At 63.5% G+C, this 15839-nt stretch carries 10 protein-coding genes; 9 read left to right on the top strand and 1 reads right to left on the bottom strand.

Annotated features, from left to right (window positions below):
* Positions 1 to 38: 38 nt before the first annotated feature.
* From NKH52_RS04545 to NKH52_RS04505, 9 genes are all read left to right on the top strand, one after another.
* Complete coding sequence (locus NKH52_RS04545) at positions 39 to 1292, top strand: aspartate kinase (RefSeq protein ID WP_023811164.1); 1254 nt, start codon at positions 39 to 41, stop codon at positions 1290 to 1292.
* Between the two features lie 83 nt (positions 1293 to 1375).
* Entirely contained in the window at positions 1376 to 3646 is a 2271-nt protein-coding gene (ptsP, locus tag NKH52_RS04540) for a phosphoenolpyruvate--protein phosphotransferase (RefSeq protein WP_027038177.1), read from the top strand.
* A 10-nt stretch (positions 3647 to 3656) separates the two neighbouring features.
* The gene (gene prfA / locus NKH52_RS04535) at positions 3657 to 4736 is read left to right on the top strand and encodes a peptide chain release factor 1 (RefSeq protein WP_352727947.1); all 1080 of its coding nucleotides are present in this window, start codon (positions 3657 to 3659) and stop codon (positions 4734 to 4736) included.
* Complete coding sequence (gene prmC / locus NKH52_RS04530) at positions 4729 to 5604, top strand: peptide chain release factor N(5)-glutamine methyltransferase (protein WP_352727949.1); 876 nt, start codon at positions 4729 to 4731, stop codon at positions 5602 to 5604. Before prfA ends, prmC begins: the two co-directional genes overlap by 8 nt.
* A 303-nt stretch (positions 5605 to 5907) precedes the next feature.
* Entirely contained in the window at positions 5908 to 6831 is a 924-nt protein-coding gene (locus NKH52_RS04525; RefSeq protein ID WP_352727951.1) for a DUF4167 domain-containing protein, read from the top strand.
* Positions 6832 to 7050: 219 nt separating this feature from the next.
* Complete coding sequence (clpB, locus tag NKH52_RS04520; protein ID WP_352727953.1) at positions 7051 to 9657, top strand: ATP-dependent chaperone ClpB; 2607 nt, start codon at positions 7051 to 7053, stop codon at positions 9655 to 9657.
* 115 nt (positions 9658 to 9772) lie between these two features.
* On the top strand, positions 9773 to 10138 hold the full coding sequence (locus tag NKH52_RS04515) for an MmcQ/YjbR family DNA-binding protein (RefSeq protein WP_352727955.1): 366 nt from the start codon (positions 9773 to 9775) through the stop codon (positions 10136 to 10138).
* Between the two features lie 148 nt (positions 10139 to 10286).
* A complete protein-coding gene (locus NKH52_RS04510) occupies positions 10287 to 11792 on the top strand; it encodes a L,D-transpeptidase family protein (protein WP_352727957.1) in 1506 nt (501 codons plus the stop codon).
* Between the two features lie 221 nt (positions 11793 to 12013).
* Positions 12014 to 13573 (top strand): MFS transporter, encoded by a 1560-nt coding sequence (locus NKH52_RS04505; protein WP_352727959.1) that lies wholly within the window; start codon positions 12014 to 12016, stop codon positions 13571 to 13573.
* Between the two features lie 6 nt (positions 13574 to 13579).
* Here the strand turns inward: NKH52_RS04505 and NKH52_RS04500 are convergent, their stop codons facing one another.
* Complete coding sequence (locus tag NKH52_RS04500) at positions 13580 to 15547, bottom strand: M23 family metallopeptidase (protein WP_023811173.1); 1968 nt, start codon at positions 15545 to 15547, stop codon at positions 13580 to 13582.
* Positions 15548 to 15839 lie beyond the last annotated feature (292 nt).

Raw genomic sequence — 15839 nt, 5'->3', positions numbered from 1 at the left:
TGGCCGGGTCCGGCTTCAGGCAAAGGCATTTCGCTCCCATGGCGCGCATCGTGATGAAATTCGGCGGAACCTCGGTCGCCGACATCGCCCGCATCCGCAACGTGGCGCGTCACGTCAAACGCGAGGTCGACGCCGGCCACGAGGTGGCGGTGGTCGTTTCGGCGATGGCCGGCAAGACCAATGAACTGGTCGGCTGGACGCGTGAGGCCTCGCCGATGCATGACGCACGCGAATATGATGCGGTCGTCGCTTCCGGCGAGCAGGTCACGGCCGGCCTTCTGGCGATCACCTTGCAGAACATGGGCGTGCATGCCCGCTCCTGGCAGGGCTGGCAGATCCCGATCAAGACCGACAATGCGCATGGAGCGGCGCGCATCCTCGACATCGACGGCGCGTTCCTGATCAAGCGCTTCGGCGAGGGCCAGGTGGCGGTGATCGCCGGGTTCCAGGGCATCGGCCCGGACAATCGTATCGCCACGCTCGGCCGCGGCGGCTCCGACACCAGTGCTGTCGCCATCGCCGCGGCGGTCAAGGCCGATCGCTGCGACATCTATACCGACGTCGACGGGGTCTACACCACCGATCCGCGCATCGAGCCCAAGGCGCGGCGGCTCGCCAAGATCTCGTTCGAGGAAATGCTTGAAATGGCCTCGCTCGGCGCCAAGGTTCTGCAGGTGCGTTCGGTCGAGCTTGCCATGGTGCACAGGGTGCGTACCTTCGTGCGGTCGTCCTTCGACGATCCCGACGCGCCCGGAATGGGGGATTTGCTCAATCCGCCCGGAACGCTCATTTGCGACGAGGAAGAGATCGTGGAACAGCAGGTCGTCACCGGAATTGCCTACGCCAAGGATGAAGCGCAGATTTCGCTGCGCCGGGTCGGCGACCGGCCGGGCGTTGCCGCCGGCATCTTCGGGCCGCTGGCCGAGGCCAACATCAATGTCGACATGATCGTCCAAAACATTTCCGAGGACGGCAAGTTCACCGACATGACCTTCACCGTGCCGTCGGGCGATGTCGACAAGGCGCTGGCCGTGCTTGAACGGCTAAAAGCCGAGATCGGCTACGACGTCGTGCAGTCGGAAGCCGGCATGTCGAAGGTTTCGGTCATCGGCATCGGCATGAGGAGCCATGCCGGCGTCGCCGCCACCGCTTTCAAGGCGCTGGCCGACAAATCGATCAACATCCGCGCCATCACGACCTCCGAGATCAAGATTTCGATCCTGATCGACGGTCCGTATACGGAACTTGCGGTTCGTACTTTGCATTCCGTCTACGGTCTGGATAAGCAGTAGCGAGAACGATTTGAGTTGTTGCGTGTGCGCCGGTCGCGGTGGAAACTGCGGCGGGCAGAATGCCCATTGGAGAACAAGCCGCGATGCGTGATCAGGCCAGTGGCCCGCGCGTTTTGCTCAAACGGCTCCGCGAGCTCATGCAGGAGCCGCTGGAGCCGCAGGAGCGGCTTGACCGGATTGTGCGCGACATCGCCTCCAACATGGTCGCGGAAGTCTGCTCGCTCTATGTGCTGCGCGCCGATTCGGTGCTCGAACTCTACGCCACCGAAGGTCTGAACCCGAACGCCGTCCATTTGGCGCAGTTGCGGCTGGGCCAAGGCCTGGTCGGCACGATCGCCGCCAGCGCGCGGCCGCTCAACCTGTCCAATGCGCAGGAACACCCTGCCTTCGCCTATCTGCCGGAGACCGGGGAAGAGATCTACAACTCGTTCCTCGGCGTGCCGGTGCTGCGGGCAGGGCGTACGCTGGGCGTGCTGGTGGTGCAAAACAAGACCATGCGCCACTACCGCGACGACGAAGTCGAGGCGCTGGAAACCACGGCGATGGTGATCGCCGAGATGATCGCCACCGGCGATCTGGCGCGGCTGACCCGGCCCGGCCTCGAACTCGATCTGCGCCGTCCTGTCAGCTTCACCGGCCTGTCCTTCAATGAAGGCGTCGGGCTTGGCCATGTCGTGCTGCACGAGCCGCGCATCGTCGTCACCAATCTGTTCAACGAAGACAGCGAGGAAGAGGTCCGCCGGCTCGAGACCTCACTCAGCTCGCTCAGGCTGTCCATCGACGACATGCTGGAACGCCGCGACGTCGCCTTCGAGGGCGAGCATCGCCAGGTGCTGGAAGCCTATCGCATGTTCGCCAACGATCGTGGCTGGGTGCGACGGCTGGAAGAGGCCATCCGCAACGGCCTGACGGCGGAAGCCGCGGTGGAAAAGGTGCAGAGCGACATGCGCGCCCGCATGCTGCACATGACCGATCCCTATCTGCGCGAGCGGATGAGCGATTTCGACGACCTCGCCAACCGCCTGCTGCGCCAGCTGATGGGGCGCGGGCCGGAAGATGTCGCGGCATCGCTGCCGAAGGACGCCATCATCGTCGCCCGTTCGATGGGGGCCGCCGAGCTGCTCGATTATCCCCGCGACAAGATGCGCGGGCTGGTGCTCGAGGATGGTGCCGCGACCAGCCACGTCGTCATCGTCGCGCGTGCCATGGGCATTCCCGTCGCCGGCCAGATGAAGGGCGCCGTTTCCATGGCGGAAAACGGCGATGCCATCATCGTCGACGGCGAAGAGGGCGTGATCCATTTGCGGCCGCAGCCAGATCTCGAGGCCGCCTACGCCGAAAAGGTGCGTTTCAGGGCGCGCCGGCAAGAGGTCTATCGAGAGCTGCGCAAGAAGCCATCGACGACCAGGGACGGGGTCCAGGTCGATCTGTTGATGAATGCCGGTCTTGCCGTCGACCTGCCGCAGCTTGCCGAAGCGGGTGCGGCCGGCATCGGCCTGTTCCGCACCGAGCTGCAATTCATGGTCGCTTCCACTTTTCCCCGGGCCGAGGCCCAGGAAAAGCTTTACCGCGACGTGCTCGAAGCGGCGCGCGGCAAGCCGGTCACCTTCCGCACCATCGATATTGGCGGCGACAAGGTGCTGCCCTATTTCAAGGGCGCGATCCAGGAAGAGAACCCCGCGCTTGGCTGGCGGGCGATCCGCCTGACGCTCGACCGGCCGGGCCTGCTGCGCACCCAGATCCGCGCGTTGCTCAAGGCCAGCGGCGGCCGCGAATTGAAGCTGATGCTGCCAATGGTGACCGAGCTTGGCGAGATCGCCCAGGCACGCGAGATCATCGACCGCGAGGTGCGGCATCTCTCGCGCTTTGCCCATCATTTGCCGACCAGCCTGAAGTTGGGGGCGATGTTGGAAGTGCCGTCGCTCCTGTTCCAGCTCGATGAACTGATGAAGGCGGTCGATTTCGTTTCGGTCGGTTCGAACGACCTGTTCCAGTTCGTCATGGCCGTTGACCGCGGCAACACGCAACTGGCCAACCGCTTCGACACGCTGTCGGCGCCGTTCCTGCGGGTGCTCAAGCAGATCGCCGATGCCGGCGTCCGCAACAATACGCCGGTGACGCTGTGCGGCGAACTCGCAGGCAAGCCGATTTCGGCGATGGCGCTGATCGGACTCGGCTTCCGTTCGATCTCGATGTCGCCGGCATCGATCGGTCCGGTCAAGGCGATGCTGACGGAACTGCCGCTGGACGAGCTGAAGGCGTTTTTCGACGACAATCTGATGGCTCCGGCACAGGGCTTGCCGATGCGAGCGCTGCTGCAGGCCTTTGCCGACGACCGTTCGATCCCGTTATAGCAGCCTCATCATGGTCAATTTGCCCCGCGATCGTATGGATCAAGTCGTCAAGCGTTTCGAGATGCTCGAAGCGCAGATGTCAGCCGGCCCGGCGCCGGATGCCTATGTGCGCATGGCGTCCGAATATGCCGAAATCCAGGACATGGTTGCCAAGGTCAGGGCACTGCGCCTGGCCGAGCGTGAGCAGGCCGACCTCGAAGCCATGCTTGCAGACAAGGGCACCGATGCCGAGATGCGGGCGCTCGCCGAGGCCGAGCTGCCCGAGGTCGAGGACCGTATCGAGGCGTTGCAGAAGGACATCCAGATCCTGCTGTTGCCCAGGGATGCCGCCGACGACAAGAACGCCATTCTCGAAATCCGCGCCGGCACCGGCGGCGACGAGGCCGCGCTTTTCGCCGGCGACCTGTTTCGCATGTATGAGCGCTACGCCGCCGAACGCGGCTGGCGTTTCGAGACCGCCTCGGCCAGCGATGGCGATGCCGGCGGCTATAAGGAAATCATCGCCACCGTGTCCGGCAAGGGCGTCTTTGCGCATCTGAAGTTCGAATCCGGCGTGCACCGGGTGCAGCGCGTGCCGGCAACCGAGGCGAGCGGGCGCATCCACACTTCGGCGGCAACCGTCGCGGTGCTGCCCGAAGCCGAAGAGGTCGACATCGACATCAGGGCCGAAGACATCCGCATCGACACGATGCGCGCCTCGGGTTCGGGCGGCCAGCACGTCAACACCACCGATTCGGCCGTCCGCATCACCCATCTGCCGACCGGCATCATGGTCGTGCAGGCGGAGAAATCGCAGCATCAGAACCGCGCCAAGGCCATGCAGATCCTGCGGGCCCGGCTCTATGATCTGGAGCGCGGCAAGGCTGACGAGGAGCGTTCCGAATCGCGCAAGTCGCAGGTCGGTTCCGGTGACCGCTCGGAACGCATCCGCACATATAATTTCCCGCAAGGCCGCGTCACCGACCACCGCATCAATTTGACGCTCTATAAGCTCGACCGGGTAATGATGGGCGAACTCGACGAGATCATCAACGCGCTGATCGCCGATCACCAGTCGAAATTGCTCGCCGACATCGGCATCGATGACTGACCTGCCCGATGCACTCGGGCCGCTGCTGCGGGAAGCGCAGGCTCGGCTTGCCGCTGCCGCTATCGATGATCCGGCGCTCGATGCGAGGCTGATCGTCGAGCATTTTTCCGGCACCACGCGCACGCAAGCCATTGCGGACCCCGAACGCAAGCTCGGCGCCGGCGTTGTTGCCGAAATCGATGCCGCCTTGAGACGCCGCGCTGGCGGCGAACCGGTGCATCGCATCCTCGGCTATCGTGAATTCTACGGTTTGCGCCTGTCGCTGTCGCCGGAAACGCTGGAGCCGCGGCCGGATACCGAAACGCTGGTCGAGGCAATATTGCCCTTCGTCAAGGCAGTTGCGGCGCGGGAAGGCGAGTGCCGCATCCTCGATCTCGGCACCGGCACCGGCGCCATTGCGCTGGCGCTGCTCAGTGTCGTGCCGACGGCTAACGCCACGGGCGTCGATCTGTCCGCGGGTGCGCTGGCGACGGCGGCGCGCAATGCCGGGCAACTGGGTCTTGCAGGCCGGTTCACGACGCTGCAGTCGGACTGGTTCGAAAAAGTTTCTGGCCGGTACCATGTAATTGTCGCAAACCCTCCCTATATAACCACGGAAGACATTGGAAATCTGCAGGACGAAGTCCGCAATTTCGACCCGCGCCTGGCCTTGGATGGCGGCGCGGACGGTCTGAACCCCTACAGAACCATCGCTGCGGAAGCGGCAAGGTTTTTGGAAACTGAAGGCAAGATTGCGGTCGAGATCGGCCATACGCAACGCAACGAGGTCTGCGAGATATTCGCTGCAGCCGGCTATGTGCCGGGCGGTGCTTTTCGTGACCTCGGTGGAAACGACAGGGTTGTTGTCTTTGAAAGGATAAAGCCTTGACGCAGTGCAAAAAAGCGCTTGGCAATGCCGGGGAATGCGGCTAGGGTCGCCTTAACCGGATGAGACGAAGCAGGCAGTGCTCTTAGCGATTCGGTTTTCCTTGGAAATAGCTGCCTTCTTGCGCAAACGATGCCCAAGCTTCGTGCGGGAATCGTCCGGCAAGTGATGTAACCGGAACAGGATGGCACGTGGCGCCAACGCAATCGATGCGGGCGAACGCCGGTGAAGAGACGAAACGGCTGGCTGCATGAGCGCCTCCGTTCGTGAAGAGTTTTTCGAAAATTTCAAAATGAAGAGAGTTTGATGAGGCCACAACAGCAGAACAGGCGCATGCGCGGTCGCAACAATAGTGGCGGCGGCGGTGGTAACAATAACAACAACAATAACAACAACAACCGCAAGGGGCCTAATCCCCTGACGCGCAACTACGAGAGCAATGGCCCGGATGTGAAGATCCGCGGTTCGGCTCAGCAGATCGCCGAAAAATACGCCACCCTTGCCCGCGATTCTCACAGCTCCGGCGACCGGGTCATGGCGGAGAACTATCTCCAGCACGCCGAGCACTACAATCGCATCATCGCGGCCGCACAGGCGCAGATGCCGATCCAGAACGCGCAGCAGAATCGCGATGATTTCGACGATGACGGCGACGAGGATCGCGACGATTTCGACAATGGCGGCAACAACAACAGCAACACTGTTTCCGACGTCCAGATCCCGGTGATCAACCATGGCGCCGGCCCGCAGCCGGTCATCGAAGGGATGCCTGCCGAGGTTGCGCTCAACCGGGAAGGTGGCCGCGAGGCCCGCGATAACAATGGCGGGCGCAACAATGGTGGCCGCGACAACAATGGCGGGCGCCATCGCGATCGTCGCCCCAATGGCGGTTATGGCCAGAACGGCCAGCGCGACTTTGGTTCACCCGTGGAACAAGGTGGTCAGCCCCAGGGCAACGAGACCCCGGTTCAGGGCGAAGCCGTTTCGCCGACCGAATCTGTAGCGCCGGCCGAACCGGCTCCGTCGTTCGAGAATCTTTCCCCGGCAGGTCTTGCCGCCCAGGCCGAACTCAACGAGGCGGCCGCCGAAAGCGGGGCTGCCCGTCGTCCGCGTCGTCCGCGCCGCCCGCGCGTCAACGCCGATCAGGTTGATGGCGGTGGCGAAAGTGCCGAGGCGGCCCCGGTCGAAAGCGGCAATGCCCAGCCGGTCAATGTCGATATCGACAACTGATCGAACGGCACCTCAAGACATGGAACGGCGGGGAGAAATCTCCGCCGTTTTCGTTTGGGCGGCCGTGCAATATTATGAAGTTGCCGATATCGAGACGTCTTGAGGGTTCGGAGCTTGTGCACCATATCAGCCTCAACTGGACCCGGCTCGAATGGGCGGGTCCGTCACCGCAATCGGATCCGGTGCCGCAAAGCGGGCCGGTGATGGAAGGAGACAGATATGAACCTCGAGAAATACTCAGAGCGCGTGCGCGGCTTTATCCAGTCCGCGCAGACTATGGCGCTTTCCCGCAACCATCAGCAATTCACTCCTGAACATATCCTGAAAGTGCTCGTCGACGACGATGAGGGCCTGGCCGCGTCGCTGATCGAACGCGCCGGCGGCAACGTCCGCGACGTCAAGCTTGGCGTCGAGGCGGCGCTCGAAGCGATGCCCAAGGTCGAGGGCGGCAATGGCCAGCTCTATCTGGCGCAGCCGCTGGCAAAAGTGTTTTCGACCGCCGAGGAACTGGCCAAGAATGCCGGCGACAGCTTTGTCACGGTGGAGCGGCTCTTGCAGGCGCTCGCCATGGAGAAATCGGCCAAGACCGCCGACATACTGGCCAAGGCCGGCGTCACCGCGCAGGCGCTCAACCAGGTCATCAACGATGTCCGCAAGGGCCGCACCGCCGATTCGGCGAGTGCCGAACAGGGCTACGACGCGCTGAAGAAATACGCGCGCGACCTGACCGCGGATGCCCGTGCCGGCAAGCTGGACCCCGTGATCGGCCGTGACGACGAGATCCGCCGCACCATCCAGGTGCTGTCGCGCCGCACCAAGAACAATCCCGTGCTGATCGGCGAACCCGGCGTCGGCAAGACGGCGATCGCCGAGGGCCTGGCGCTGCGCATCGTCAATGGCGACGTACCGGAATCGCTGAAGGACAAGCAGCTGATGGCGCTCGACATGGGCGCGCTGATTGCCGGCGCCAAATATCGCGGCGAGTTCGAGGAGCGGCTGAAGGCCGTGCTCTCCGAAGTCACCTCGGCCAACGGCAACATCATCCTGTTCATCGACGAGATGCACACGCTGGTCGGCGCCGGCAAGGCAGATGGCGCCATGGATGCGTCGAACCTGTTGAAGCCGGCTTTGGCTCGGGGCGAGTTGCACTGCGTCGGCGCCACTACGCTCGATGAGTATCGCAAGCATGTCGAGAAGGATGCAGCGCTTGCCCGCCGCTTCCAGCCGGTGTTCGTCGACGAGCCGACGGTGGAAGACACCGTCTCGATCCTGCGCGGTCTGAAGGAGAAGTACGAGCAGCACCATAAGGTGCGCATTTCGGATTCGGCGCTGGTGGCGGCGGCGACGCTGTCCAACCGCTACATCGCCGATCGCTTCCTGCCGGACAAGGCGATCGACCTAGTCGACGAAGCCGCATCGCGGCTGCGCATGCAGGTCGATTCCAAGCCCGAGGCACTGGACGAGATCGATCGTCGCATCATGCAGCTCAAGATCGAACGCGAGGCGCTGAAGGTCGAGACGGACGACGCCTCGAAGGATCGGCTTGCCCGCCTGGAAAAGGAACTCGTCGGCCTTGAGGAAGAATCGACCGAGATCACCGCCAAATGGCAGGCCGAGAAGCAGAAGCTCGGGCTTGCCGCCGATCTGAAGAAGCAGCTCGACGAGGCGCGCAACGACCTTGCCATTGCCCAGCGCAAGGGTGAATTCCAGCGCGCCGGCGAGCTTGCCTATGGCAAGATCCCGGAGCTGGAAAAGAAGCTGAAGGAGGCCGAGGCCCAGGACGGCAAAGCCGGCATGGTCGAAGAGGTGGTCACCCCCGATCATGTCGCCCATATCGTCTCGCGCTGGACCGGCATTCCGGTCGACAAGATGCTGCAGGGCGAGCGCGACAAGCTGCTGCGCATGGAAGATGAGATCGGCAAGCGCGTCGTCGGCCAGGGCGAGGCGGTGCAAGCTGTCTCGAAAGCCGTGCGGCGTGCCCGCGCGGGCCTGCAGGATCCGAACCGGCCGATCGGCTCGTTCATGTTCCTCGGGCCGACGGGTGTCGGCAAGACCGAATTGACCAAAGCGCTGGCGAGCTTCCTGTTCGACGACGAGAGCGCGATGGTGCGCATCGACATGTCGGAGTTCATGGAAAAGCACTCGGTCGCCCGGCTGATCGGCGCACCTCCCGGCTATGTCGGCTATGAGGAAGGCGGCGCGCTGACCGAAGCGGTGCGGCGCCGGCCTTATCAGGTCGTGCTGTTCGACGAGATCGAGAAGGCGCATCCCGATGTGTTCAACGTGCTGTTGCAGGTGCTCGATGACGGCCGCCTGACCGACGGGCAGGGCCGCACGGTCGATTTCCGCAACACGCTGATCATCATGACGTCGAACCTGGGCGCCGAATATCTTGTCAATCTCACCGAGGATCAGGACGTCGATCTGGTTCGCGACGAGGTGATGGGTGTCGTCAGGGCGTCGTTCCGGCCGGAGTTCCTCAACCGCGTCGACGAGGTGATCCTGTTCCACCGGCTGCGCCGGCAGGATATGGGCCGCATCGTCGAGATCCAGCTCAAGCGGCTGGAGAGCCTGCTTGTCGATCGCAAGATCACACTTTCGCTGGACCAGGAGGCGGTCGATTGGCTGGCGGCCAAGGGCTACGACCCTGCCTATGGCGCGCGACCGCTGAAGCGAGTGATGCAGAAGGAATTGCAGGACCCGCTGGCGGAGAAGATCCTGCTCGGCGACATCCTCGACGGCTCGACCGTCAAGGTGACAGCCGGTTCCGACCGGCTGAACTTCCGCTCGAAGCCAACGATTGTGGCGGCGGAAGTGGCAGCCTGATCCAAAGCCGCGCGTCCATCCCGGACGCGCGGCTTTTTAGGTCTTTGTCATATGCATGTCGTTCTCCCAAAACCGGGGCCACTTTTGGGCGACATGCGCAAAAAAGCGGGCGCGGATGACACTGGACGATTACAACAGCTTCTGCGCCTCGCTGCCCGCGACGAGCCATGTCGTCCAGTGGGGCGGCGCCCATGTCTGGAAAGTCGGGGCCAAGGTCTTCGCGATCGGCGGCTGGGACCAGGGCCAGCAGCTCTTCGTCACCTTCAAATGCTCCGATATCGCCTATGACGTGCTCAAGGAGCAGCCGGGCCTGCGGCCCGCGCCCTATCTTGCCTCGCGCGGCATGACATGGATCCAGCGTCGGACAAGCCAGAGCATGGATGATGCCGCGCTGAAGGACTATTTGCGCGAGAGCCATCGCCTTGTAGCCCTGAAACTGACCAGGCAGGCGCGCAAGGAATTGGGACTTGCCGCAAGCTAGTCTATATTCCTCGAGGCGCCGGAAAACCGCCATCTTCATGCCCGGTTCATGTTGGAACCATATGGTGGGTAACTGGTTTGCTGGCGAGGGGCTTCGCCAGAGAACAATGCCGGGCGGCGGCAATTACGGACCGGAGAGTTTCGCCACTATGCTGCGTACGATCTTCACCCTTTCGGTACTTGCCGGCGGGCTTTTGTCTGCCAATGCAATCGCTGCCCCAACGCAGGACAGCGCACCACCGATTGTCCGTGCCGCCGATACCGGGGGCATCCTTATCGCCCAGGACGGCAATCTCGACATCTACTACGACGCTAGAGGCAACCGCGTCATCGTCGATGCCGATACCGGCAAGGTCATCGCCATCCAGCCGCCGCAGACCCGGCTCGACCGCCGTGCCCTGCGCCGGGAGACACGACTGCGCGAACTGGGCCGCGCCCCCGACGGCGACGACCGCTACTATCTCGACGATCCGGAAGACATGGCGCGGTTCCGCCGCCAGCAGTTGGAAGAGGAAGGCCGCGTTATCCCACCGCCGGCGGACGAGTACGATCCCTATGGGGACAATTCCGTCGAAGCCTATCCTCCCCCACCGCAGGACAATGGCAGCTACGACGACAATTATCCCGGCGCGCCGCAGCCGGCGAAGCCGGGCACCATCAAGCGCCAGCCGCTGAACGAGGCCTCGATAGACCCTGCCCAGCCGGCGATACCCGCCGATCAGGCGGCTCTGCCACCAAAGGCTGGCGACAAGACCACTGTTGCCCCGGCACTTTCGCTGGGAGCGCGCCAGGATGTCGCCGCCCTTCAGGTGCTGCTCGACCGGGGTGGCGCTTCGCCTGGCGTCATCGACGGGCGTTTCGGTTCGAATGTCGACAAGGCGCTCGCTGCCTACAACCAGATCACCGGCGCCAATCTGCGATCGACCGACGCGGTCGCCATCCAGGCGGCACTTGCGCAATCCGGCGGCGATGCCTTCGCCAACTACACGATCACAGCGGAGGATGCGGCCGGTCCCTATGTCGCGTCGATCCCGGAAGACTACAGCCAGAAGGCGCAACTCGACCGCATGGGTTACACGTCGGTGACCGAGGCGCTCGCGGAGCGCTTCCACATGGACGAGAATTATCTCAAAGCGCTCAACCCGGACGTCGATTTCAATCGCCCCGGCACGATCGTCAAGGTCGCCAATTTCGGAAAACTGGTTTCGACGCCGGTGGCCCGCATCGTCGCGGACAAGGACAAGAAAGAGGTTTTCGCCTATGATGCCGGCGGCAGACTGGTCGCGGCCTATCCCGCAACTATCGGCTCATCGGACACGCCGTCACCGTCCGGCATTCACACGGTGTCGCGCGTCGCGCTCGATCCGAACTACACCTACAATCCCAGCATCAATTTCAAGCAGGGCCAAAACGACAAGGTCCTGACCATTCCGCCTGGGCCGAACGGTCCCGTCGGCTCGGTCTGGATCGCCCTGGACAAGCCGACCTATGGCATCCACGGCACGCCGGATCCGTCGAAGATCGGCAAGACCGAAAGCCATGGCTGCGTACGCCTGACCAACTGGGATGCGCGGGAGTTGGCCAAGCTGGTTTCACCGGGTGTCACGGTGGAGTTTGTCGGCGGACCTTCAGCCGATAGCCTTGCGCAGCAGTGAACTGTGAAGTGCGGCGGCATAGACCAGCTGCATGATCAGGATGAAGCCGAGCTTTCAAGTGGTCGCCTCATCGAAATCCCCGCCGGCTGCACGTAACGGGGCTGGCATGACTGTGCCGTTTGCACCCTGACAGGGTGCAACCCTGGCCAAACGGCTGGTTTCAGCGACTGCAAGCCACTGGCTGGTTGTTGCCGGTGAGCCAGGGGTTTAAGCAAGATTTCATGCATTCACCGAGTAAAGCTGCCGCCGTCCCGCTGACCAGCCCGGTCAGGAATGGGACGTTCTGTCCGCAGTCGCAGCGGCGATTTGTGCTGATCGCGGCAATCCTGGCCTCGGCGCTTGGCTTCATAGACGGCTCGATCCTGGCCATCGCCACACCGGCGATCCGCGTCAACCTCGGCGCCAGCCTTGCCGAGGCGCAGTGGATTTCCAATGCCTATGCGTTGACGCTCTCGGCGCTGATCCTGGCCGGGGGTGCCGCCGGCGACCGATTCGGCCTACGCCGCGCCTTCGTGGCCGGCATTGCGCTGTTCATCGTCGCTTCGCTTGCCTGTGCGCTGGCGCCGAATGCCATTGTGCTGATCGCATTTCGTGCCGTCCAGGGCATTGGCGCAGCGATCATGGTGCCCGGCAGCCTCGCCATCATCGCCAAGGCCTACCCGAAGAAAGAACGCGGCCGCGCTATCGGCATCTGGGCGGCGGCTTCAGCGCTGACCACGGCACTTGGCCCGGTGTTCGGCGGTTTCGTGCTGTCGGCCTTCGGCGACGGCATCTGGCGGGCGATCTTCGCCATCAACCTGCCGCTCGGGCTTATTTCGATCTGGCTTCTGCTGGCCAAGGTTCCAGCCGATACGCCGACGGAGAAACGCAGCCTGGATCTCGGCGGTGCAGCGCTCGCGACATTGGCCTTCGGCGCGCTTGCCTATGGGCTGACCTCGATGAGCGCCAGCGGCGAGGGCCTCATGGCAGGGCCGAGCATTGCCGCAGGCGTCGTATTGCTGGCTGTCTTCATCTTCTTCGAGCTTCGGCAGCGTGAGCCGATGATCGACCTCAGCCTGTTTCGTGTCGCTGCTTTCGCCGGTGCCAATGTGGCGACGTTCTTCCTCTATTTCGCGCTTTCGGCCAACCTTTTCTATCTGCCGATGCTGCTGATCGCCGGCTGGGGACTGAGCACGGCCGAGGTCGGCTTCATCTTCCTGCCCTTGTCGGCAGCGATCGCGCTTTTGTCGGGACCTGTCGGCAAGCTGTCGGACCGGATCGGACCGCGTTTTCCGATCGCCTGCGGCAGCCTGGTCGTGGCTTTTGCGTTTGCCGGGCTGGCCTTGCTCACCTACGCCGGTATCCATAATTTCTGGACCGGAACATTCCCGCTGATGGGCCTGATGGGGCTCGGCATGGCTCTGGTCGTATCGCCTTTGTCGACCGCGATCATGACGGCGGTGGAAGACAAGGACACGGGGGCGGCCTCCGGCATCAACAATGCCGTCTCACGCATCGGCGGTTTGATCGCGGTGGCGGCGATGGGCTCGCTTGCCGCATGGGTTTACGCGAATGCGCTGGACGCGAGCGCAACGCTGGGCATCCCAGGATTTGGTGAACCGGCGCCAGCCGGGCTTGCGCCGGCCATCGATGCGGCGAGGCTCGCCGCCAGCGACGCCGCTTTTGCCGCGGTCTCTTCGGTGACCGCGCTGCTTTGCCTGCTTGCGGCTGTCATCGCCTGGACGACCATTCCCGGTGAGCGATTGCCATGGCCGCGACAGGCCGAAGATACGCCAGGCTGAAGCGGGTCAACCGTCGATCTTGGCGCTCGCAACCTTCAGCGAATCGCTGTCTTCCTGCTTCAGCAGTTCGTCGATGCGCTCGCGCTCGCGCTTGAAGGCAACGAGGTCATCGCCCTTCAGCACCTTGCCGACCGGCAGGCGGACACGCATCGGATCAACCTTGGTGCCGTTGACGATCAGCTCGTAGTGAAGATGCGGGCCGGTGGCGAGGCCGGTCTGGCCGAGAAAGCCGATGGTCTGGCCCTGGCGGACGTGCACGCCCGGTTCGATGCCTTTGGCAAAGGCGCTCTGGTGATTGTAGGACGTTTCGTAGCCATTGGCGTGGCGGATGATGATCTGCTTGCCGTAACCGCCCGCCCAGCCGACCTTCTCGACCGTGCCGTTGCCGGCGGCGATGATCGGCGTGCCGATGGGGGCTGCCCAGTCGACGCCGGTGTGCATGCGGACATAGCCGAGGATGGGATGCCTGCGGGCGCCGAAACCGGAGCGGAATTTCCCGGCGGGCAGGGGATTGCGCAACAGGAACTGCTCGGCGCTCGAACCGTCCTCATCGAAATAGTCGGTGCCGCCGTCCTGCATCTGGAACCGGTAGAAGTTGCGGGTCTGGCCGCCGAACGTCGCCGAGACGTAAAGAAGCTCGGAGTTGTCCGAGGTCTGGTCGTCGCCGTCGGGCTGCGAGAACAGGACTTCGATGCGGTCGGCGGGGCTGAGGCGGGACTGGAAGTCGACGTCGGACGCCAGCAGCTTGATCAACCGCTGCGTCATCGCCTTGGACATGCCGTAGGAATAGGCAGCGCGGTAGATGCCGTCATAGACGTTGGGCAGGTTGCCGCGCACCACGACCGGCGCCGACGAATCATCGAAGGCCGTCAGCAATTCGGGGTTCGGATCCGGTTCCTGCGCCGGCACATACTGGCCGCGATCGTTGAGCGCGATGGTGACGATGTGCTGGGTCCGGTCGTAGACGCTGGTGCGCACGACCTTGGCGGCATCGCCGTGAACCTCGAGGCCGACACGCAGTACGGTTCCAGCCTTGAGCGCCGTCGCATTGAGCAACTTGGCGATCGCTTCGGCCATTCCGGTGGCATCTTCACCTGTGTAGCCCGAATCGGCAAAAGCCTCGGTGACGTCGAGATCCTTGGTGAAGGGGATGATTTCCTCGGCAAAAGCAGGCGCCTGGTCGTCAACAGTGGCGCGGGGCGCCACCGAGACGTTTTCCGGCACGATCTTGACGTCGTAGGAGCCGGCCATGCTCTCGGCAAAAGCTTCGCCGAATCGCTGCGGGTCGACATAATGGAGCGAAGCGACCTGCACCGCGCCGTCGCTGAGGTCGGTGCCGGCTTCGCGCACCACCTTTTCCACCTCGTCGGCGGAGAGGTCGCTCTTTTCGTCGAAGGAAGCGGTGTCGATCGGAAAATCGACGGTCTTCAGGCTCATCTCGCTTTCGACCTTGGCGCCGTAGATCTGGCCGGAAGCGGCGGAGGCCGTCGCCGGCTGGGCATTGTCGTCGCTGTCGTCGCCGAACACCTGCATCGGGTCGAAGGGTGGGTAGGCGCGGCTGGTGGTGTGGCCGGCGGCAAGGGCCATCTTGATCTGCACGAAAGGCATGGTGTGGATGACATCGCGGTCGCCGACCTTGGTGACCATCGACACTTCCATGCGGCGGCGGTCCTTGGCCTTTGCGATCTGACGCGGCGCCACCAGCCTGGTGGTCTTGGCGACTTCGCCGGAATCCCCGTTGCCGGCAAGGCTGATCAACTCGGCGATCTCGGGTGGGGTGGCCAGCTGCTGACGGCCGTCAAGGGCGGCGAACAGCGCCACGCCCATCAGCACGCTCGAGGTCACGCCAGTGAGAAATGTTCCCGACAGCCAGCGTGCAGAAACCTCGCGCCGGTCGGGCGGGCCGCTGCGGCCATCCGCGATAAGCGGCGGCTCGTTGCCGAGTTCGGCTATGACATCTTCCGTGTCTGGCATCCAGAAAGGCTGCTTCTTCCCCGGGCGGAACGGCTTGTCGCTTTTGTTGTGGCCGTGACATTTGCCTGTCATGGCAGGTGAAGTCAACGAAGCGCCAGGCTCCGAACGAATTGCCCCCAAGCACTTCTCTTATAGAGCGCTCTACCAGGCGGGGCGGTGTTCCTTCTCTGCAAGGCCCATCGCACACTCCTATATAGGAGGGCTCATAAGAGAGGCGCTGCTCCGTCGGCGGCGCCCACTTTCGTTGGCTTTGGTGTCGAACGGCAATGCGGCGGCAATAGGGCTCCTTCCT

The sequence above is a fragment of the Mesorhizobium sp. M1066 genome (assembly GCF_040318635.1).
In the GTDB taxonomy this organism is placed as follows: Bacteria; Pseudomonadota; Alphaproteobacteria; order Rhizobiales; family Rhizobiaceae; genus Mesorhizobium.
Note: the sequence above shows the minus strand (reverse complement) of the source record. Positions and strands in the feature narration are given on the sequence as shown.

What these genes read in the sequence shown, in the direction of transcription:
- prmC (WP_352727949.1), top strand. Translation starts at nt 4,729, where the DNA reads ATGACTGACCTGCCCGATGCACTCGGGCCGCTGCTGCGGGAAGCGCAG.
- clpB (WP_352727953.1), top strand. Translation starts at nt 7,051, where the DNA reads ATGAACCTCGAGAAATACTCAGAGCGCGTGCGCGGCTTTATCCAGTCC.
- ptsP (WP_027038177.1), top strand. Translation starts at nt 1,376, where the DNA reads ATGCGTGATCAGGCCAGTGGCCCGCGCGTTTTGCTCAAACGGCTCCGC.
- NKH52_RS04515 (WP_352727955.1), top strand. Translation starts at nt 9,773, where the DNA reads ATGACACTGGACGATTACAACAGCTTCTGCGCCTCGCTGCCCGCGACG.
- NKH52_RS04525 (WP_352727951.1), top strand. Translation starts at nt 5,908, where the DNA reads ATGAGGCCACAACAGCAGAACAGGCGCATGCGCGGTCGCAACAATAGT.
- NKH52_RS04510 (WP_352727957.1), top strand. Translation starts at nt 10,287, where the DNA reads ATGCTGCGTACGATCTTCACCCTTTCGGTACTTGCCGGCGGGCTTTTG.
- NKH52_RS04505 (WP_352727959.1), top strand. Translation starts at nt 12,014, where the DNA reads ATGCATTCACCGAGTAAAGCTGCCGCCGTCCCGCTGACCAGCCCGGTC.
- NKH52_RS04545 (WP_023811164.1), top strand. Translation starts at nt 39, where the DNA reads ATGGCGCGCATCGTGATGAAATTCGGCGGAACCTCGGTCGCCGACATC.
- NKH52_RS04500 (WP_023811173.1), bottom strand. Translation starts at nt 15,547, where the DNA reads ATGCCAGACACGGAAGATGTCATAGCCGAACTCGGCAACGAGCCGCCG.
- prfA (WP_352727947.1), top strand. Translation starts at nt 3,657, where the DNA reads ATGGTCAATTTGCCCCGCGATCGTATGGATCAAGTCGTCAAGCGTTTC.